The organism is Cupriavidus sp. H39 (assembly GCF_050271075.1).
In the GTDB taxonomy this organism is placed as follows: Bacteria; Pseudomonadota; Gammaproteobacteria; order Burkholderiales; family Burkholderiaceae; genus Cupriavidus; species Cupriavidus necator_B.
The window spans coordinates 1,385,320-1,403,924 of sequence record NZ_CP189846.1 but is presented as its reverse complement, the minus strand read 5'-3'; the positions used below and the strand labels follow the sequence as shown (position 1 = coordinate 1,403,924).

At 63.1% G+C, this 18,605-nt stretch carries 15 protein-coding genes and 1 pseudogene; 8 read left to right on the top strand and 8 right to left on the bottom strand.

All coding sequences use genetic code 11. From position 1 onward, the window contains the following. Positions 1-11: 11 nt before the first annotated feature. The 6 genes from ACOCMH_RS06775 to ACOCMH_RS06750 form a co-directional block, all read right to left on the bottom strand. On the bottom strand, positions 12-1,106 hold the full coding sequence (locus ACOCMH_RS06775; RefSeq protein WP_427306135.1) for a class 1 fructose-bisphosphatase: 1,095 nt from the start codon (positions 1,104-1,106) through the stop codon (positions 12-14). 74 nt (positions 1,107-1,180) lie between these two features. Next, complete coding sequence (gene rpe / locus ACOCMH_RS06770; protein ID WP_427306134.1) at positions 1,181-1,900, bottom strand: ribulose-phosphate 3-epimerase; 720 nt, start codon at positions 1,898-1,900, stop codon at positions 1,181-1,183. 1 nt (position 1,901) lies between these two features. Continuing rightward, complete coding sequence (locus ACOCMH_RS06765; RefSeq protein ID WP_427306132.1) at positions 1,902-2,663, bottom strand: HAD family hydrolase; 762 nt, start codon at positions 2,661-2,663, stop codon at positions 1,902-1,904. Positions 2,664-2,666: 3 nt separating this feature from the next. Further along, on the bottom strand, positions 2,667-3,602 hold the full coding sequence (gene cbbX, locus ACOCMH_RS06760) for a CbbX protein (protein WP_427306131.1): 936 nt from the start codon (positions 3,600-3,602) through the stop codon (positions 2,667-2,669). A gap of 174 nt (positions 3,603-3,776) precedes the next feature. Then, positions 3,777-4,196, bottom strand: a complete 420-nt coding sequence (locus ACOCMH_RS06755) for a ribulose bisphosphate carboxylase small subunit (protein WP_427306130.1) — start codon at positions 4,194-4,196, stop codon at positions 3,777-3,779. Positions 4,197-4,243: 47 nt separating this feature from the next. Continuing rightward, a complete protein-coding gene (locus tag ACOCMH_RS06750) occupies positions 4,244-5,704 on the bottom strand; it encodes a form I ribulose bisphosphate carboxylase large subunit (protein WP_427306129.1) in 1,461 nt (486 codons plus the stop codon). Between the two features lie 165 nt (positions 5,705-5,869). Here ACOCMH_RS06750 and ACOCMH_RS06745 point away from each other — a divergent pair, with 165 nt between their 5' ends. Then, positions 5,870-6,820, top strand: coding sequence for a LysR substrate-binding domain-containing protein (locus ACOCMH_RS06745; RefSeq protein WP_427306127.1), 951 nt, complete (start codon positions 5,870-5,872; stop codon positions 6,818-6,820). 134 nt (positions 6,821-6,954) lie between these two features. Then, positions 6,955-7,296, top strand: coding sequence for a YciI family protein (locus ACOCMH_RS06740; protein ID WP_427306126.1), 342 nt, complete (start codon positions 6,955-6,957; stop codon positions 7,294-7,296). Positions 7,297-7,353: 57 nt separating this feature from the next. Here the strand turns inward: ACOCMH_RS06740 and ACOCMH_RS06735 are convergent, their stop codons facing one another. Next, on the bottom strand, positions 7,354-7,677 hold the full coding sequence (locus ACOCMH_RS06735; protein WP_427306125.1) for an aldehyde dehydrogenase family protein: 324 nt from the start codon (positions 7,675-7,677) through the stop codon (positions 7,354-7,356). Positions 7,678-8,070: 393 nt separating this feature from the next. Here ACOCMH_RS06735 and nhaA point away from each other — a divergent pair, with 393 nt between their 5' ends. The 6 genes and pseudogenes from nhaA to ACOCMH_RS06705 all read left to right on the top strand — a co-directional run bounded on the left by nhaA (position 8,071) and on the right by ACOCMH_RS06705 (position 16,558). Continuing rightward, positions 8,071-9,273 (top strand): Na+/H+ antiporter NhaA, encoded by a 1,203-nt coding sequence (gene nhaA, locus ACOCMH_RS06730; protein ID WP_427306124.1) that lies wholly within the window; start codon positions 8,071-8,073, stop codon positions 9,271-9,273. A 95-nt stretch (positions 9,274-9,368) separates the two neighbouring features. Next, positions 9,369-9,540: pseudogene (locus tag ACOCMH_RS06725) on the top strand (sodium/glutamate symporter); the annotation flags it as partial. 195 nt (positions 9,541-9,735) lie between these two features. Beyond that, positions 9,736-11,322 carry an alpha/beta hydrolase gene (locus ACOCMH_RS06720; RefSeq protein ID WP_427306122.1) on the top strand — a complete coding sequence of 529 codons (1,587 nt, stop codon included), beginning with the start codon at positions 9,736-9,738 and terminating at the stop codon, positions 11,320-11,322. Positions 11,323-11,610: 288 nt separating this feature from the next. Continuing rightward, positions 11,611-12,720, top strand: coding sequence for an efflux RND transporter periplasmic adaptor subunit (locus tag ACOCMH_RS06715; RefSeq protein WP_427306121.1), 1,110 nt, complete (start codon positions 11,611-11,613; stop codon positions 12,718-12,720). After that, a complete protein-coding gene (locus ACOCMH_RS06710) occupies positions 12,717-15,761 on the top strand; it encodes an efflux RND transporter permease subunit (RefSeq protein WP_427306120.1) in 3,045 nt (1,014 codons plus the stop codon). The genes ACOCMH_RS06715 and ACOCMH_RS06710 overlap by 4 nt, the downstream gene beginning before the upstream one ends. Before the next feature lie 566 nt (positions 15,762-16,327). Next, a complete protein-coding gene (locus ACOCMH_RS06705) occupies positions 16,328-16,558 on the top strand; it encodes a DUF1484 family protein (protein ID WP_427306119.1) in 231 nt (76 codons plus the stop codon). Here the strand turns inward: ACOCMH_RS06705 and ACOCMH_RS06700 are convergent. Further along, positions 16,553-18,601 carry a sensor histidine kinase gene (locus ACOCMH_RS06700; RefSeq protein WP_427308386.1) on the bottom strand — a complete coding sequence of 683 codons (2,049 nt, stop codon included), beginning with the start codon at positions 18,599-18,601 and terminating at the stop codon, positions 16,553-16,555. The genes ACOCMH_RS06705 and ACOCMH_RS06700 overlap by 6 nt on opposite strands. Positions 18,602-18,605: the final 4 nt, after the last annotated feature.

Below are 18,605 nucleotides of genomic sequence, written 5' to 3'. Positions count from 1 at the left end.
GGCCAGGTACCTCAGGCAGACGCGCGGAACAGGCTGCGCTCGTTGAACAGGGGACTGGGAAGCTCCGGGTCGGTCTGCTCGGTGTGGTAGCGCTCGATCCGCTCCACTTCATTGCGCGAGCCGAAGATCACGCCGATGCGCTGGTGCAGCGCGCCGGGCGCCACCGACATCAGCGCCTGCCGGCCGGTGCTGGCGCGGCCGCCGGCCTGCTCCATCAGGAAGGCGATCGGGTTGGCTTCATAGAGCAGGCGCAGGCGCCCCGCCGTGGCCGGGTCCTTGCTGTCGCGCGGGTACAGGAAGACGCCGCCGCGCATCAAGATGCGGTGCGCCTCGGCCACCATCGAGGCGATCCAGCGCATATTGAAATCCTTGCCGCGCGGGCCGGTCTGCCCGGCCAGGCACTCGGACACGTATTGCCGGACGGGCGCCTCCCAGAAGCGGCTGTTGGACGCATTGATGGCGAATTCCCGGGTATCGGCGGGCACGCGCAGATCGGGATGCGTGAGGAAGAATTCCCCAAGGTTCGGATCCAGCGTGAAGCCATTGACCCCGTTGCCGACCGTCAGCACCAGCATGGTGGTGGGGCCGTAGAGCGCATACCCCGCCGCGACCTGCGCCGTGCCGGGCTGCAAGAAGGCCTGCTCGGCGACGTCGGCCGTGCCCGCGGGCGCGCGCAGCACCGAGAAAATGCTGCCGACCGAGACATTGACGTCGATGTTGGAGGAGCCGTCGAGCGGATCGAACACCAGCAGGTATTTGCCGCGCGGGTACGGCGGCGGGATCTGGTACGGGGCCTCCATTTCCTCCGAGGCCATGCCGGCCAGGTACCCGCCCCACGCGTTGACGCGCAGGAAGGTGTCGTTGCTGAGCACGTCCAGCTTCTGCTGGACCTCGCCCTGCACGTTGACGGCCGCCCCGGCCGCGCCCTGGCCGCCGGCATTGCCGTGCAGGCCGCCCAGCGCGCCGAATGCCACCGCGCGCGCGATCTCCTTGCAGGCCATGGCGACATTGAGGATCAGGCCGTTGAAGCCGCCGCTGGCGTCCGGATAGCGGCGGCGCTCCTCGATCAGGAACTGCGTCAGGGTCATCCTTTGCACTTCAGGCATGACAGGTCTCCTCTGGATTGGCGATGTGTTGTTGTGGGGGCCGATGTCGGCTGCGTCGGCGTCGCCGGTTTCGGCTACGTGACGGTGGCCGCCTCGCGCAGGCAGCGCAGGATGCTCCAGTAGCCGCCGTCGGCATCCGGTGCGCCGAACACGGCGCTGCCGGCGACGAAGGTGTCGGCACCCGCGCGCGCGACCGCGGCAATGTTGTCGGCCTTGACGCCGCCATCGACCTCCAGCCAGACCTCCCGCCCGCCGGCCGCCTGCTGCCGGTCGATGCGCGCGCGCACCTGGCGCACCTTGTCGAGCACGGCGGGGATGAAGGCCTGGCCGCCGAAGCCCGGGTTCACGCTCATCAGCAGCACCAGGTCGAGCTGGTGCAGCGTGTGGTCCAGCCAGCCCAGCGGCGTGGCCGGGTTGAGCACCAGCCCGGCCTTGCAGCCGTGGTCGCGGATCAGGCCGATGGTGCGGTCCACATGGCGGCTCGCCTCCGGATGGAAGCTGATGATTCCTGCGCCGGCCCTGGCGAACAGCGGGATCAGCGCGTCCACCGGCTCTGCCATCAGGTGTACGTCGATGGGAACCGAGACCAGCGGCCGGATCGCCTCGCACACCATCGGGCCGATGGTCAGGTTGGGCACGTAGTGGTTGTCCATCACGTCGAAGTGGATCAGGTCCGCGCCGCCGGCCTCGACCGCGCACACCTCTTCGCCCAGCCGCGCGAAATCGGCCGACAGGATCGACGGGGCCAGGCGGATGGCGCGCGGGCCAATGGCTTGTGGGAGCGTGGCGGGCATCTCAGGCAGCCTCGGACAGGGTGCCGCGATGCCAGGCGCGCAACGCGGCCAGGTCGACCCAGCGGTGATCCGCGCCCGGCAGCTGCGCGATCGGCTGCGCCGGGTCGCCCAGGTGCGGCAGCACCCGCAGCGCCCCGTCGAAACGGTCCTGCCCGGTGTAGGCCGTGGGCGTGACCACGGTGGCAATGCCGGCCGCCTGCGCGGCACGCAGCCCGTTTTCCGAATCCTCCAGCGCCAGGCACTCGCCCGCTTGCAGCCCGAGCCGCTCCAGCACGGCCAGGTAGACGTCGGGCGCCGGCTTCTTGGCCGCGGTGGTGCCGGCGTCGCAGATCGCGGCGAAGCGATCGCGCCAGCCGGCGCCCAGCGGCGTGCGCAGCAGCACGTCCAGGTTGGCCGGCGTGGTGGTGGTGGCGATGGCGATGGGCACGCCGGCGCGCCCGGCCTCGTCGATCAGCCGCGCAATGCCGGGGCGCAGCGGCAGCTGGCCGCTGCCGGCAAGCTCGGCATAGTGGCGGGTCTTGATGGCATGCACGGCGTCGATCGCTTCCATGAGCTTGCAGCCGCGCGCTTCTTCCGGGTCGACCATGCGCCAGTAATGCATCAGCCGCTCCTTGCCGCCGGCCACCCTGAGCAGGCGCGTGTAGAGCGCCTCATCCCAGCACCAGTCGAGGCCGACTTCGGGAAAGGCGGCATTGAAGGCCTTCAGGTGCGCGGTCTCGGTATCGGCAAGCGTGCCGTCGACATCGAAGATCAGGGCTTTCATGGTCTACTCCGCGGCCGCAGCCTGCGCAAACACGCGGCTGGCAAGCAGGTCCGCGGCCGTGATGGTGGTCAGGGCACGGTCGTCCACCGCCGTGCCAGGGTGGTCCAGCAGGCGCGAGGCATGGCGCAGCCGCGCGCGGTCCAGCGCATTGCGCACGCTGCGGGCGTTGGCGAAATGCGGTTGCGCCATGCGCCGCGCCAGGTAGTCGGCAAACACTGCCCGGCTCTCGTCGTCGAACTGGTACCGCATTTCGTCCAGCATCAGGTCGGCGATCCGGCGCAGTTCGTCCAGCTGGTAGTCGGGGAAATCGATATGGTGGGCAACGCGCGACGACATGCCCGGGTTGGACTCGAAGAAGCGGTCCATGCGGTCCTTGTAGCCGGCCAGGATCACCACCAGGTCTTCGCGGTTGTTCTCCATCACCTGCAGCAGGATCTCGATGGCCTCCTGGCCGTAGTCGCGCTCGTTCTCCGGTCGGTAGAGGTAGTAGGCCTCGTCGATGAAGAGCACGCCCCCCATCGCCTTCTTCAGGATCTCCTTGGTCTTGGGCGCGGTATGGCCGATGTACTGGCCGACCAGGTCGTCGCGGGTTACCGCCACCAGGTGGCCGCGCCGCACGTAGCCCAGCTGGTGCAGGATCTGCGCCATGCGCATGGCCACGGTGGTCTTGCCGGTGCCGGGATTGCCGGTAAAACACATGTGCAGGCTGGGCGCTCCCGCGCTGAAACCGCGCGCGGCGCGCAGCTTGTCCACCAGCAGCAAGGCAGCGATATCGCGGATACGCGCTTTCACCGGCTTCAGCCCGATCAGCTCGCGGTCGAGCTGCGCCAGCAGCTCGGTGATGCCCGAGCTGGCCAGCGATTCGGCCAGCGATCCTGGCAAACCCGCAGGCAAGGCTGCAGGCGATTGCAGCGGCGCGGTCGTTTCGGGTGCGGGCATGACGGGCTCCCTGTGAGTTAATCGATCAATGGGTTCGCTGAATTCGAGGCGCAGTTTTCCCCCGTGCGCGCGACCATCTGGCCGCGCGCCCGTGGAATTGCAGCGTCAGGAAATCGGCGGCGGCAGCGCCGTGGCGGCGCGGCGGCTCAGCCGGTGCCGCTCAGTAGCGGCTGCTCAGTAGCGACTACCTTCAGGCCGTGCCTGCACGGCGTAGCTCTCGATCGAGTAGCGCATCGTGCGGCCCGGCTCTTCCTGCCGCACCAGGCGGAAGCCCGGTTCGTCGGCGGGACGATTGACGATGAACGACATCACCACCGATTCCACCGTATGCGTCGAGTCGAAGGCGGTGACACGGATGTAGTGGTTGGGGAAGGTATTGCGCGCGTTGTTGATCTCCAGCAGGATGCCGGCGGCATCGCGCAGGTCGAACATCGGCAGCCCGAACATTTCCCAGTAGGTATTGCGCGGGTGCGGGTCGTCGGTGTACTCGATGCCGACCGCCCAGCCCTGGTTCAGGCAGTATTCGAGCTGTCTCGTGATCTGCTCGTCGGTGAGCTCGGGCAGGAAGGAAAAGGTACCTTGGGTGATGCGCATGATGTCCTCTCGTTCTGTGGGTTCGCAGGGGTGGCTTCCAGCCAGGGTCAGGCCACCGATGCGGTGGGCACGAAGTCCGAGGTATCGGTCGGCGTGTAGTTGAAGGTGATGTCCCCCCAGGTATCCAGCGCGGCGCGCAGCGGTCCGCACCAGCGCGCGGCATCGCGCAGGATCTCCGGGCCTTCGTTGAGGATGTCGCGCCCTTCGTTGCGCGCCAGCACCATGGCTTCCAGCGCCACGCGGTTGGCGGTGGCGCCGGCCTGGATCCCTTGCGGGTGGCCGATGGTGCCGCCGCCGAACTGCAGCACCACGTCGTCGCCGAACAGGCTGATCAGCTGGTGCATCTGGCCCGCGTGGATGCCACCCGAGGCCACCGGCATGACCTTGCGCAGCGAAGCCCAGTCCTGGTCGAAGAACAGTCCGCGGGTCAGGTCGGTACGGGTGTAGGCGTCGCGGCAGACGTTGTAGTAGCCCTGCACGGTCAGCGGATCGCCTTCCAGCTTGCCCACCGCGGTGCCGGTGTGCATATGGTCCACGCCGGCCAGGCGCAGCCACTTGGCAATCACGCGGAAGGACACGCCGTGGTTCTTCTGGCGGGTATAGGTGCCGTGGCCCGCGCGGTGCAGGTGCAGGATCATGTCGTTCTGGCGGCACCAGTTGCTCATCGACTGGATGCAGGTCCAGCCCACGATCAGGTCGACCATGATGATGACCGAGCCCAGCGACTTGGCGAACTCCGCGCGCCGGTACATCTCTTCCATGGTGCCGGCGGTCACGTTGAGGTAGCTGCCCTTGACCTCGCCGGTGGCGGCCGAGGCCTTGTTGACCGCGTCCATCACGAACAGGAAGCGGTCGCGCCAGTGCATGAAGGGCTGCGAGTTGATGTTCTCGTCGTCCTTCATGAAGTCCAGGCCGCCCTTCAGGCCCTCATACACCACGCGGCCGTAATTGCGGCCCGACAGGCCGAGCTTGGGCTTGGTGGTGGCGCCCAGCAGCGGACGGCCGAACTTGTCCAGGCGCTCGCGCTCGACGATGATGCCGGTGGACGGGCCGGCGAACGTCTTCACATAGGCCACCGGAAAGCGCATGTCTTCTAGCCGCGCCGCCTTGATCGGCTTGAAGCTGAACACGTTGCCGATGATCGATGCGGTCAGGTTGGCGATCGAGCCTTCCTCGAACAGCGACAGGTCATAGGCCACGTAGCAGAAGAACTGCTCCGGGTTGTTCGGCACCGGATCGACCCGGTAGGCCTTGGCGCGGTACATGTCGCAGGCGGTCAGGCGATCGGTCCACACCACCGTCCAGGTGGCGGTGGAGGATTCGCCGGCCACCGCGGCGGCGGCCTCGACCGGGTCCACGCCGTCCTGCGGGGTGATGCGAAACAGCGCCAGCAGGTCGGTGTCCTTGGGCTCGTAGTCCGCGTCCCAGTACCCCATTTCCTTGTACTTCATGACCCCGGCGTCATAGCGCTTGCGCGGCTTGGCCTGGACCGGTTCGGGTGCGTTCATGCTTGTCTCCTTGCTTGGTTGAGCGTCGTGGCGGCTGCGTTGATGCAAAGATATAAGCGCACCTCTATAAGGTAAATTCAGATATTCTTAGTCACCGCATAAGCAATCCCTTAAGTGCGAGCCAGAGAGCACATCGGGGATACCTATAACGCCGCCCCACTCCCGATGTCTTTCCTGCGCGCCCTTACCCTTCGCCAGCTGCAGATCTTTGTCACCGTGGCGAGGCACGCCAGCTTTGTGCGCGCGGCCGAAGAGCTGCACCTGACGCAGCCAGCCGTCTCGATGCAGGTGAAGCAGCTTGAATCCGTGGTGGGGCTGGCGCTGTTCGAACGCGTCGGCCGGCAACTCACGCTGACCGAACCGGGCGACCGCCTGCTGCACCATGCGCTGCGCATCCTGGGCGAGGTCAAGGACGCCGAGGAAGGGCTGCAGGCGGTCAAGGACGTCGACCGCGGCTCGATCACGATCGGCCTGATCAGCACGGCGAAGTACTTCGCGCCCAAACTGCTGGCGGGCTTCACGGCCCTGCACCCGGGCGTGGACCTGCGCATCGCCGAAGGCAATCGCGAAACCCTGCTGCAGCTGCTGCAGGACAATGCCATCGACCTCGCGCTGATGGGCCGCCCGCCGCGCGAGCTCGACGCCGTCTCGGAACCGATCGCGGCGCATCCGCACGTGCTGGCGGCCTCGCCGCGTCATCCGCTGCACGATGCCGCGCAATTCGACCTGCAGGAACTGCGGCACGAGACCTTCCTGCTGCGCGAACCCGGCTCAGGCACCCGCACCGTGGCCGAGTACATGTTCCGCGACCACCTGTTCACACCGGCCAAGGTGATCACCCTGGGCAGCAACGAGACCATCAAGCAGGCGGTGATGGCCGGCATGGGCATCAGCCTGCTGTCGCTGCACACCATGTCGCTGGAGCTGCGCACCGGCGAGATCGCCCTGCTGGACGTGACCGGCACGCCGATCGAGCGCATCTGGCATGTCGCGCATATGGCGAGCAAGCGGTTATCGCCGGCGGGGGAGAGTTGCCGGGGTTATTTGCTGGAGCATACGGCGGAGTTTTTGGGGAGGGAGTTCAGTGGGCTGCTGCCGCGGCGGCGCGTGGCGTGATGGGCCGCGATCCAGGCGCCCAGCTCGGCCACGCACAGGCAATCATTGTGCCGGCATCCTGTTGGGCGCCTTGCCGGTGAACACCGCCGACTAGGCCTCACAAATAGCACCGACCTCAACTGAAGGACCGAACGATGACGAAATACCTTATCTCCTTTCCTGGCAGCGCCATGCAAGTGCCCGCCGAGGACTTTGCCGCCGTGGGCGAAGCTTCGCACGAGGTCATCCGCGAGGCCAAGGCTGCAGGCGTGTACGTGTTCGGTGGTGGCATCAACGCGGATGTCGCACCACGCATGGTCGCCGCAGACGGCACGGTCACAAACGAAACCTATCCCCAGACGAAGGAGTTCGACGGCGGCTTCTGTGTCCTGGAGCTCCCGTCGCGCGAAGCCGCCATCCTGTGGGCTGCAAAGATCGCCAAAGCCTGCCGCTGCTCGCAGGAACTCCGCGAGTTTGGATATGACCCCGAGAGCTGACGGGCAGGGTCGGCAATCAATGACACTCTCCCGCTGTCCGGTCTGCAAGTCCTTCATTTATTGCAATCGTTTCAGCGACACCGTTCGGGGCACCGTGTATTCCAACAGCCCATCGACGCCATTCTCGATGCCAACGCCCGATTGCTTGTGGCCGGCCATGGGCTTGTCCGGCCCAATGGTGTGAATCTGGTTGACCCAGACGGTACCGGTGTTGAGCCGCAACGCGACTCGCATCGCGGCCTCTGCGTCGCGCCCCCAGACCGAACCGCCTAGTCCGTATTCGCTGTCATTCGATCGCGCAATGGCGTCGTCCACGTCACGGAACTTGAGCAAGGGCAGGATTGGGCCGAAAGGTTCCTCGCGGGCGGGCCGTTTGCGCACTCAAGCAAGTGGCGGCGCGCGCTATCCGCGAGCCAACTCAACCCCCTGCGATTGGGCCCTGACATAGAACCACGGCGACTGCGCGGATATGCTTGATGGAGCGCCTAGACGCCGCCGGCCTCCCAAAATCCGACACCTCCTGCCGCATTCCTAGATCCGGCCCCCGACCCGCCCTCTATATGGAGAATAGGCAGTTAGAGCGACTCATCATAACCAGGAAGCTTAAGACCCTGTCTTGGCCGCAAGGCCAACTGTGGTCCGGAACACAGAAAAAAGCTGTCCATGAAGCATCCCGCCTCCTATCCTCACGTGTAACAGTACGAGACCCCTGATTTACCCGGTTTCTACATGGGGCCGCCGTCCGCAGAAGTTGCGCAAAGTAAAAGCAAAACTATGGTGGTCGAGAACGCAATTCATAGGGTAAGCGCAGGTGTCGCCGATTTCATCAAGCTGGAGTCGGCCGGCGGTCTGTTGCTAATTGCCGCCGCGATATTTGCGTTAGTCTGCAGCAACTCGCCCCTTCAGCAGACGTACGACAATCTGCTGAACCTCCCAGTGCAGATCGTCGTTGGAACATTCTCTATCGCCAAGCCTCTGCTGCTCTGGATCAATGATGGATTGATGGCCATCTTCTTTCTCCTGATCGGACTGGAGGTCAAGCGCGAAGTTACTGAGGGTGAGTTGTCTACACCCGCGCAGGTTGTCCTGCCGGTCGCGGCTGGGGCGGGCGGCATGATTTTTCCCGCTCTTATTTTTTTCCTTGTCAACCGCGGCCATGCAGAGAACTTGAGCGGCTGGGCTATTCCCACTGCGACTGACATAGCGTTTGCACTGGCGATCGTTTCCTTGCTGGGTCGTCGGGTGCCCTTGTCGCTAAAGATATTCCTCACCGCGGTGGCGATTGCTGACGACCTGGGCGCCATTGTCATCATTGCGTTGTTCTATACGGCCGACCTCTCTGTCCAAATGCTACTGCTCGCGGCTGTGGCAATTGCAGGGCTGATTTTCCTGAACCTGCTAAATGTCACCCGCATCGCGTTATACGTTCTTGTTGGCGTCGTCCTGTGGATATTCGTTCTCAAGTCCGGTGTTCATGCAACGCTCGCTGGCGTCGCGACTGCATTCGCAGTGCCGGTCAAAACAAAAAACGCCGAAGGTTACGCACCGCTGCATCAGCTTGAACACGCACTCCACCCGTGGGTTGCATTCGCCGTGTTGCCAATCTTTGCGTTCGCCAATGCCGGCGTCTCTTTCGCGGGCGTCACGTTTGCAGCGCTCTTGGAGCCACTTCCACTCGGTATTGTCGGTGGTCTCTTTGCGGGGAAAATCCTCGGTGTCTGCGGTGCGAGCGCCTTGATGGTTCGGCTTGGCCTGGCCAGGCTTCCAGACGGCACAAACTGGTTCCAGCTTGCTGGTGCCGCCGCTCTGTGTGGCGTTGGCTTCACCATGAGTCTGTTCATCGGTTCTCTTGCTTTCGAAGGTCCTGATTATGTCGTGCCAATACGTCTGGGCGTAATAGCAGGGTCGCTCCTGTCGGGAATCACTGGATCGGCGCTTCTACTGTTCGCTACGGGTAGGACCTCAACGAACGAATAGCAAGGGGCGCCTGAAGGTCTGCCTTGGACCTGAATGAAATGCTGACACTCAATGCGCTCGAAACGCTAATGGCCGCAGCCATCGTTCTTCTGCTTGGGCGGCGTCTCGGCGCCACACCGACAGCAATCGCCAATATGCAGGCTATTACGGAGCGGTTTGGCCCGTCTCATCTCGCATTTTTTAGTGCCGATGGTGGGCGCGTTCTTTATCGACATTGCGAACGCGATTGTCATCAAACTATTCCTGCTGCTGCCCGTTTACGAGTAAGCGCAAGCCAGCTCGGCACGCTCCGGGATGCGCGCTGCGAAGCAGTCCAATTATGCCAAAGGAAACATCGCGCACATTCGCGGGCTCATCCAGGGCTCTCACCGTATCCGCAGAGGTCTTGTTCCAACTCTTGCGCCAAGACGTACCTCTGCGGAGAGATCTCCCGGAGCGGTCAAACCTCCGCCGAGGCTGCAAATGCGTACCTCGTTGATCAAGGGATTTAAGTGGATCCTGTTGTTGTTAGCCATCACCCTATTCCTGGCGCTTGCGCTCCGAGCCTACGATGCGCGCCGAGGTCCAGAACTTTCGCCGTGGCACACAGTTGTCCCTTCGGAATTAACGGCGGACGCTATCGACGCCGCCGACTGGGATACATATCTGAAGCGCGAGGATCAGATCTTCCTGCAGGTTCGAAACGAGGTGATGCAAAGAAGTGCACCTGGTGTAACGCCCCCCATCAATCGCTACTACAAAGGCAGTATCGTCGACACAGCAAAGTTCGCGCGGGACTGGAACAGGTCTTACGTGCTGAAGCCGGTGGCCAAGCCGCTAGGCGCGGTGGTACTGCTGCATGGATTGACAGACTCGCCCTACAGTTTGCGCCGGATCGGGCAGCTCTATGTTGATCATGGTTTCGTTGCGGTTGCCATTCGCCTGCCTGGGCACGGAACAGTGCCGGCCGGACTGACAGACGTCACTTGGGAAGCATGGATGGCCGCGACCCGCCTGGCGGTCAGGGAAGCTCGTCGGCGCGCCGGACCAGACGCGCCGCTGCACCTGGTGGGCTTTTCCAATGGAGGCGCACTGGCGATGAAGTATTCCCTTGACGCATTGGAACAGGGTGGGCTCGCGAGACCATCGCAGATTGTGCTCATTTCCCCGATGATTGGCATTACGCGCTTTGCCCGCATTGCCGGCCTTGCGGAATTGCCGGCGTTATTGCCCGCCTTCGCCAAGGCCGCGTGGCTTGACGTCGTGCCAGAATTCAATCCTTTCAAATACAATTCGTTCCCCGTCAATGGTGCGCGTCAGTCGCATCGACTAACGGTGGCCCTACAGCGCCAGCTCGTACGCTTGTCCGGCGCATCGGTAATGGCATCGCTGCCGCCAGTGCTGACCTTTCAGTCAGTAACCGACCATACTGTCAGCACACCCGCTGTACTCTCCGCGCTCTACGCTTATCTTCCCGCCAACGGCAGCGAGCTGGTGCTGTTTGACGTCAATCGGGCGGCCACGATTAGCAGCTTGCTAAGCGCGGCATCCAGCCACGCGCTGGCGCGACTAATGCCACCGCTACCAGAGCTCTACCGGCTTACCGTACTCGGAAGCAGCGTGGCAAAGGACGGCAGCGTGGAGGAACGCGTCATCGAAGCTGGCGAAGTGGTGCAATCGGTGCGGGCACTGGATCTGGTCTATCCCTCGCAAGTCTTCTCGCTATCGCACGTGGCCATTCCCTTTTCTGTGGATGACCCGCTCTATGGCACGGAGCCAACACAGGGCGCACCCGCCTATGGCGTTAGCCTTGGCACGCTGCGTGCGCGCGGGGAGCGCGGCACATTGATCGTGAACTTTGATTCACTTTCTCGCATCGCTTCCAATCCGCTCTTCCCTTACGTAGTCGCGCGAATCGAGCAGGGAATAGCATCGATACCTGGCCCGGCGCACGGGCTGGAGGGAAAGGCCAAAATCGCCGCTGAAGCCAACGCCAGGCACGAGCGAACGCCGCAACCCACCCTGCCAATGGAACTCGAGTCCGAGTTGAAGGCCGATCTAAGCCCGTAAGCAGTCCGCTTTGTTCAGGGGCCCAGTCCGTCCACCGGGCGCGCGTCCACGTAGGTTGGCTGTTCAATACTTGTATTTGCCCGAGGCGGATGCTCTATTGATTCCAAGGGTATTAGTCGCCACGACATTCTCAAGCGAACTCAGGACGTTACAGGTTGGCTTGGCATCGGGATTGGCATGGTGCTTTCCGCTGGTGCAATCGCGCAGCGTCACCACAGCACAGGCCATTCTCCTGGCGGCCGCAAGAGGACCCTATGACTGTAGTTCTACCATCCCGGAGGTGTATTCATGCATTCGTGCCTGACCAAAGGGCTCTCGCGATATCGGGCTGCACGCTTCGTGCTACTGGTCGCAGTCGGCTCACTGCTGCCGGCGGCATGCAAGCACGCAGAGGAACCGACAGCCCCGGAAGTCCGACCTGTCCGCACCATTAAGATCGAGCAGCGAGCCGCCACAAGTACGGTCACTCTCACCGGAACCGTGCATGCCCAGTCCGAGATCAGTCTGTCATTCCGCATCGACGGGCGAATGACCGAACGCCGTGTGAAAGTCGGCGACACGGTCAAGCCTGGACAGTTGGTCGCCAGACTCGACCCGCAGAACGAGCAGAGCTCGCTTCAGGGAGCAAACGCGCAGCTTGTCGCGGCCACTGCCCAGCAAATTGAAGCCAGGAGCAGTTACGCGCGCCTGCGCGATCTCGTTGCGAAGAGGGCGGTGTCGCAAGCGCAATACGAACAGGCGGAGGCGGTGATGAAATCGGCGGATGCGGCGGTGGCCGTCGCCAGATCACAAGTCACGCTTGCCACAAACCGCCTGACCTACACGCGCCTCGTTTCGGACTCGGCAGGAGTCGTGACCAGCGTAGGAGCGGAATCGGGGGAAGTTGTCCGGGCCGGACAGAAGATCGTGGAAATTGCCAGAGAAGGCGGGCGCGACGCCGTGTTCGATTTTCCCGCCGCGGTCAAGGAGAGTATGCCCGAAAAGCCAGAGTTCACGGTCTCGCTGACGATGAACCCCAAGGTGGAGGCGGCAGCGCGCGTGCGTGAGGTCTCGCCTCGTGCGGACCCGGTGACTGGCACCTTTCAGTTTCGCCTTCGCCTGATCGATCCTCCTCCAGCCATGCGCCTCGGAAGCACGGTGACGGCACGCATGTCGCGGGGTGCCGCGGAAGGATATGTCATTCCAGCGTCGGCGCTGGTTCGCTCTGATCGGCGTTCTGCTGTATGGGTCGTCGACCCGAAGGCGTTGACCGTGGCCCAGCAAGTCGTCGAAGTGAGTGATTTCGACCCCGGCTGGGTGATTGCCACCGGCGTCAAGCCAGGCGACATTGTCGTGACCGCTGGTGTCCAGGTGCTGCGGCCGGGGCAGAAGGTGCGTCTTCTCGAGACCCGGCAATGATTGGCCCCAACCTCTCCGAATGGGCGATCAAGAACCGTCCTCTGGTTGTCTTTCTCATGATCGTGGCAATCGTCACTGGTGCCCTTTCATTCCTGCGTCTTGGGCGCGCGGAGGATCCTGCCTTCACTGTGCGCACCATGGTAGTGAGTGCCGCGTGGCCAGGTGCGACAATCGAGGAAACCCTGCTTCAGGTTACCGAGCGCATTGAACGCAAACTGCAGGAAACACCCCATCTCGACAGGATCAGAAGCTATACGACGGCCGGCTCCGCAACGATTTTTGTCGATCTTGAAGGGGCGACACCGCCGGCTCGCATTCCGGACCTCTGGTACCAGGTACGCAAGAACATCGGCGACATCCGGGGCGCGTTGCCGGGTGGGGTTATCGGCCCTGCTTTCAACGACGATTTCGGGGAAACGTACGGAATCATCTTTGGCTTCACGGCGGAAGGATTTTCGCAGCGAGAGCTACGCGACTACGTCGAGAATGCGCGATCGCGACTGCTCAATGTGCGTGACATATCGAAGATCGAAATACTTGGCGCTCAGGACGAGCAGATTTTCATCGAGTTCTCAACCGAACGGCTTGCCACGCTCGGCCTTGACTACAGTACGCTTATCGCTGCGCTCCAAGCCCAAAACGTTGTGCGGCCCGCTGGCGTGCTACAGGCAGGCAACGAGCGGATGTTCCTGCGTGTCACCGGCGCCTTTGACAATGAGGAAGATATCCGCGGCGTGAACTTCGTCGTTGACGGCCGCAACATTCGGCTAGGCGACATTGCTCAGGTCCGCCGCGCGTATGACGACCCGCCGCAAACCTTGTTCCGGGTGAATGGCAAGCCAGCGATCGGACTTGCCATTGCCATGCGCGAAGGCGGTGACATCCTCGCACTGGGGAGGAACGTCCGGCAGGAGATGAAAAGCATACGAGCGAATCTCCCGTACGGTATCGAACCGATCCTCGTCGCCGACCAGGCACAGACGGTTGACACGGCTATCGGCGATTTTGTCACGTCGCTCTGGCAGGCGATTGTGATCATCCTGATCGTGAGCTTTGTCAGTCTGGGGGTCCGCCCGGGCGCTGTGGTAGCGCTCGCGATTCCACTGACATTGGCAATCGTCTTTGCGGTGATGCAGATAGCGGGAATAGACCTCCAGCGCATATCCCTGGGCGCACTGATTATCGCGCTCACGTTGTTGGTCGACGATGCCATGACGACAGTCGACGCAATGATCCGCCGTCTCGCGGCTGGGGACACGATGGTGACCGCAGCAACATTTGCTTATCGGACATTGGCAGCTCCAATGCTTGCCGGCACGTTGATTACGATTTCCGGATTTGTTCCAATCGGGTTCGCCAAGAGCTCGGCTGGTGAATATACGTCTTCCATCTTCGCGGTGGTGGCAATCGCGTTGATCGTATCGTGGCTGGTAGCGGTCATCTTCGCGCCGCTAATCGGGGTCGCGGCGCTGAGGGCCCCAAAACCGGATGCGCGCGATGCGGCTGAGCCGGGACGCTTGCTTCGTGCGTTCAACAAGCTGTTGTTATGGGCACTCGGCGCCCGGTGGCTTGTCATAGCGCTGACGCTTGGCATCTTTGTTGCGGCCACCGTTCTTATGAGGTTCGTGCCCAGTCAGTTCTTTCCTTCATCGGATCGACCTGAACTGATCGTGGACCTGACGCTGCGTCAAAACGCATCCATTTATGCAAGCGACGAGATGGCGCGAACACTCGAAGCCTTCGTCGCCAAGGATGGCGACATTGATCACTGGAGCACCTATGTTGGCCGCGGTGCCATTCGCTTTTATCTGCCGCTCAATGTCCAGTTACCGAACCCGTTCTTTTCGCAACTGGTGCTCGTGACAAAAGATGTAAACGCCAGAAACAGGGTTCAGGAGCGTCTTGAGAAACTCTTAGCCGAGCAGTTCCCTGAGGTCGTTGCCAAAGTTTCGCCACTCGAGTTGGGTCCCGCAGTCGGCTGGCCCTTGCAGTGGCGGGTAAGCGGGCCAGACAAGGATGAAGTTGCAAGAATCGCTCAGAACGTCGCGCAGGTCATTGCCTCGAACGCTGACGTGCGGAATCTCAACTATGACTGGATCGAGCCGGCGCGGCAGTTGCGCATCAAAGTCGACCAGGAACAGGCCGGCCGCCTTGGCGTCAGCTCTGCTTCGATTTCCGGTGCGCTGCACGCAGCGGCGACCGGAACACCAGTGACCCAGCTTCGAGACAATATCTATCTGGTAAATGTTGTGGCGCGTGCAACGGAAGCGGAGCGCGGTGCAGTGTCCACCTTGCGCGCGCTACAGGTGCCGATTCCAGGCGGACGCACGGTTCCACTGAGTCAGTTTGCAACCTTTGAGTATGAGCAAGAGTATCCGTTGGTCTGGCGACGAAATCGCGTTCTGACGTTGTCTGTCCGTGCAGACGTCCGTCACGGCGTCTTGCCCGATACGGTGGTAACCGCGCTAGAGCCGCAGTTAAACGCGCTCGGCGCGACGCTGGCAAAGCCTTACAGGATCGAGCTTGGTGGTATCGCCGAGGAAAGCGCGGCTTCCAGCGCGTCGGTCTTTGCCGTGGTTCCACTGATGCTGCTTTTGATGTTAACCATATTGATGATTGCCGTGCGTAGCTTTGGGCGGCTCGCAATTGTGCTGGTGCTCTTGCCACTCGGACTCATCGGCGTCGTGCTAGCACTACTGGTGTCGGGCCGGCCACTCGGGTTCGTTGCGATGCTTGGCATTTTGTCGCTGCTGGGGATGATTGCGAAGAATGCAGTGATACTGATAGTGCAGATCGAAGGGGACCGTGCGGAAGGGCTTGGCGTGCGGGACGCCGTACTTCAGGCGAGTCGCTCCCGATTGCGCCCGCTAATGCTGACGGCTATTTCGACTGTGCTTGGCTTAATCCCTATTGCGCCGACGGTGTTTTGGGGCCCGATGGCGTTTGCCATTATGGGAGGCTTGCTCGTCGCAACATTGTTGACGCTGATATTTCTTCCAACCGTGTATGTCACGGTTTTCGGCGATGAAGATAACCGGTAATGTTACGGCGATGCCTGGAGCGCCAGAAGGCTCGCGGAATGACGTCGTTGTGCCGAGTGCGGGCGTCCGCTTAACCTGAGCACTTGCCGGTCAACATCACCGCAAAGATGTCCGTTCCTTCTCGGAAGCCGCCATTGGGACCGCTCGGCGCTGAATGGCGGGAGAGGGTCGATCTCGGCCGGTCGAGAGCCAAATCATCAGCAATGACCAAGTTCGCCTGCAGACTTAACCGACCTGTGCTACCTCCTTAGCCCGCTTCCCGACACCCTGCAAAGAAAAAACTGCGAATCGTCTTATCGTCATCCCCCACCGAAAAGGCAAAACTAAGGCCATCACCGAAACAACGGTGATCGGGTGTCACAACCCGTATATCATCAACGGATGGTCGCTCAGGCGACCATCTCCACACGCACGCGCGCGTCGTTTCACTATGGCGGGCCGGGCGGGGCAGCCGTGAGGCTGGCCGGGCTTCGTTGATGAACCGGTTTGTGACCCCCGCTGTCAGGCCCGCCACCCCCTACGGTTTTGCATCAGGCGGGTCTCCCACCCTTCTTGAGGAGAACGCAATGCAAGAGAAAACCCATCCCCAGCACGACACTATCTTCGTCGGCATTCCGGCGGAAACCCTGGAATCGCTTGACCGGGTCCAGGCCGGCCTGGGTAGCGTCCTGTCGCTGCTGGAAGTGGAAAGCGAACGGTCCGAGGGATGCCACGGCGTCCATTGCCTGCTGGCGATGATCAAGACGCAGCTTGATCAGATAGCCGAGGCGTTGTGTCCGGAGGCGGAGTCGTTATGACACCTTGTCATCGGTCTCTTTCCCTGCCGCGGACCCGTCTTCGCGCAGCCAGACGATAAACTCCGCCCCCTGCCCGAGCGTGCTTTCCACGGTAATCCGGCCACCATAGCGCTCCACCAGCGCATAGCTGATGGACAGGCCGAGGCCGGTTCCCATCTGCTTCTTGGTGGTGAAGAACGGATTGAACAGATTGGGCAGGTCTTCCGCGCGGATGCCGCGGCCGGTGTCGCGCACATGCAGCGTCACGCCGTGTCCTTCCCAGTCGCGTGTGGCCAGCGTAAGGTTGCCGCCGTGCGGCATGGCGTGGATGGCATTGGTCAGCAGGTTGACCACCACCTGCTGCAGTTCGCTGCGGCTGATGCGCACGTGGCGCGTGGCGCGGCAATCCACTTCGACCCGGATCGCCGCGTCCTTCAGCATATGCCGGACCAAATCCACGCAGCCCGCCGCGACCTCGCCCACATCCAGGCGCTCGGTATTGCCGGCGTATGCCTCTGGCCGGACAAACTGCAGCAGCCGGTTGGTCAGCAGGTAGATGCGTCGCACCTGCTCGTCGATCAGCCGCAATTCATGCCGGACCGGCTCCGCTGCCGGCCCGAGAATGTCGCGCGCCACGTCCAGGTTACCCTGGATCACCGCAATCGGATTGTTGATCTCATGTGCCACGCCCGCCGTAAGCTGCCCCGCTAGCGCCAGCTTTTCCGATGTAATCAGCTGCTGCCGGGTCGCGCGCAGCACCGCGTTCGCATCCTCAAGCTCGCGGGTCCGCTCGGCGACCTTGCGATCGAGCGAATCCGCCCAGTCCCGGAGTTCGGCATTGCGCAGCTGCAGGACGGACAGCAACTGGTCGAACTGGCTTGCGAGCTGGCCTAGTTCATCCTCGCTGCGCACCGGGCCAACGCGCGCGTTGTCGTTGCCGGCCTTGAGCGCGCGCATGGTGCCGACCATCTGCGTCATCGGCGTGAATACGCGCCTGGCCCACAGCAGCGAGCAGAGCGCGCCCGCCACGGCCAGCAGCAGGAACAGCCCCACCAGCACGCCCAGCGCCAGATCCTTGGCCTGGCTGATCGGCCTGGCCAGGTAGCCCACGTACAGCATGCCGATGCGCTGGCCGCGGCTGTCCACGATGGGCTCATAGGCGCTCATGTAGCGGTCGCTGACGACGAACGCCAGGTCAAGCCATTTCTCGCCGCGCAGCAGCACCTTGTCGCGCACCTCGCGCGACACCCGCGTGCCCAGCGCGCGTTCGCCATGGAACAGCCGCACATTGGTGGCGATGCGGGTGTCGTCCAGGAACAGCGTGGCGGTGCCCTGGCTGCCGCGCGGCAGCGATTCCGGCTGGTAGACCAGCGCGTTGATGGTGTCGATAAAGGCCAGATTGTGGTTCAGCAGCGTGCCGCCATGCAGGATCGCCACCAGCTTGCCCGCCGCGTCGAGCACCGGCGCCGCCGCGTGCACCACCATGCCGCGGGTTTCGATGGTCTTGTCGGTCGGCGCCGCATTGGCGGTGGCGCGCAGCGCCACCTGGGCGCGCCTTGCCAGGTCACCGGAGACGGCAGCCAGCTGCGCAGCGGACCAGGCGTCGGTGGCGGCGTCAGCGCGGCCGGTCGCGGCGCTTTCCACCACGCGCCAGCCGGCGTAGTCCGTACCCGCCGCACCAGCCGGCGCAGCGGCAAGCAGCCGCCCTTTGGGGTCGAGCAATTGCAGGAAGTCGAGTCCGTGCGTACGCCGCGCCACGGCCAGGATGCCGGGCATGGCGCTGCCGCGGCCAAGCCCGTCCACCAGCGCATGCGACCTGGCCTCCTGCAAGACCCGGTCTTGCACGCCGCCCACCATATGCCCGAAATACTCGTGCGCGACCAGCAGGTCGCTGTTGACCTTGTAGGCCAGCAACGCCTGAAAGGTGCGATTGCCCCACAACGCCATCAGCAGCAGCAGCGCCACCAGCGCCACCAGCAGCGGCGCGATCACGATCGACACCAGCTTGGCGCGCAGCGACGCGCGATAGCGGCGCACCAGCGTGGCCCATGCGGCGGGGCGCACCCGC

Coding starts and splice junctions, on each gene's coding strand:
- ACOCMH_RS06775 (WP_427306135.1), bottom strand. CDS start 1,106: ATGCCTGAAGTGCAAAGGATGACCCTGACGCAGTTCCTGATCGAGGAG.
- rpe (WP_427306134.1), bottom strand. CDS start 1,900: ATGCCCGCCACGCTCCCACAAGCCATTGGCCCGCGCGCCATCCGCCTG.
- ACOCMH_RS06765 (WP_427306132.1), bottom strand. CDS start 2,663: ATGAAAGCCCTGATCTTCGATGTCGACGGCACGCTTGCCGATACCGAG.
- cbbX (WP_427306131.1), bottom strand. CDS start 3,602: ATGCCCGCACCCGAAACGACCGCGCCGCTGCAATCGCCTGCAGCCTTG.
- ACOCMH_RS06755 (WP_427306130.1), bottom strand. CDS start 4,196: ATGCGCATCACCCAAGGTACCTTTTCCTTCCTGCCCGAGCTCACCGAC.
- ACOCMH_RS06750 (WP_427306129.1), bottom strand. CDS start 5,704: ATGAACGCACCCGAACCGGTCCAGGCCAAGCCGCGCAAGCGCTATGAC.
- ACOCMH_RS06745 (WP_427306127.1), top strand. CDS start 5,870: ATGTCTTTCCTGCGCGCCCTTACCCTTCGCCAGCTGCAGATCTTTGTC.
- ACOCMH_RS06740 (WP_427306126.1), top strand. CDS start 6,955: ATGACGAAATACCTTATCTCCTTTCCTGGCAGCGCCATGCAAGTGCCC.
- nhaA (WP_427306124.1), top strand. CDS start 8,071: ATGGTGGTCGAGAACGCAATTCATAGGGTAAGCGCAGGTGTCGCCGAT.
- ACOCMH_RS06720 (WP_427306122.1), top strand. CDS start 9,736: ATGCGTACCTCGTTGATCAAGGGATTTAAGTGGATCCTGTTGTTGTTA.
- ACOCMH_RS06715 (WP_427306121.1), top strand. CDS start 11,611: ATGCATTCGTGCCTGACCAAAGGGCTCTCGCGATATCGGGCTGCACGC.
- ACOCMH_RS06710 (WP_427306120.1), top strand. CDS start 12,717: ATGATTGGCCCCAACCTCTCCGAATGGGCGATCAAGAACCGTCCTCTG.
- ACOCMH_RS06705 (WP_427306119.1), top strand. CDS start 16,328: ATGCAAGAGAAAACCCATCCCCAGCACGACACTATCTTCGTCGGCATT.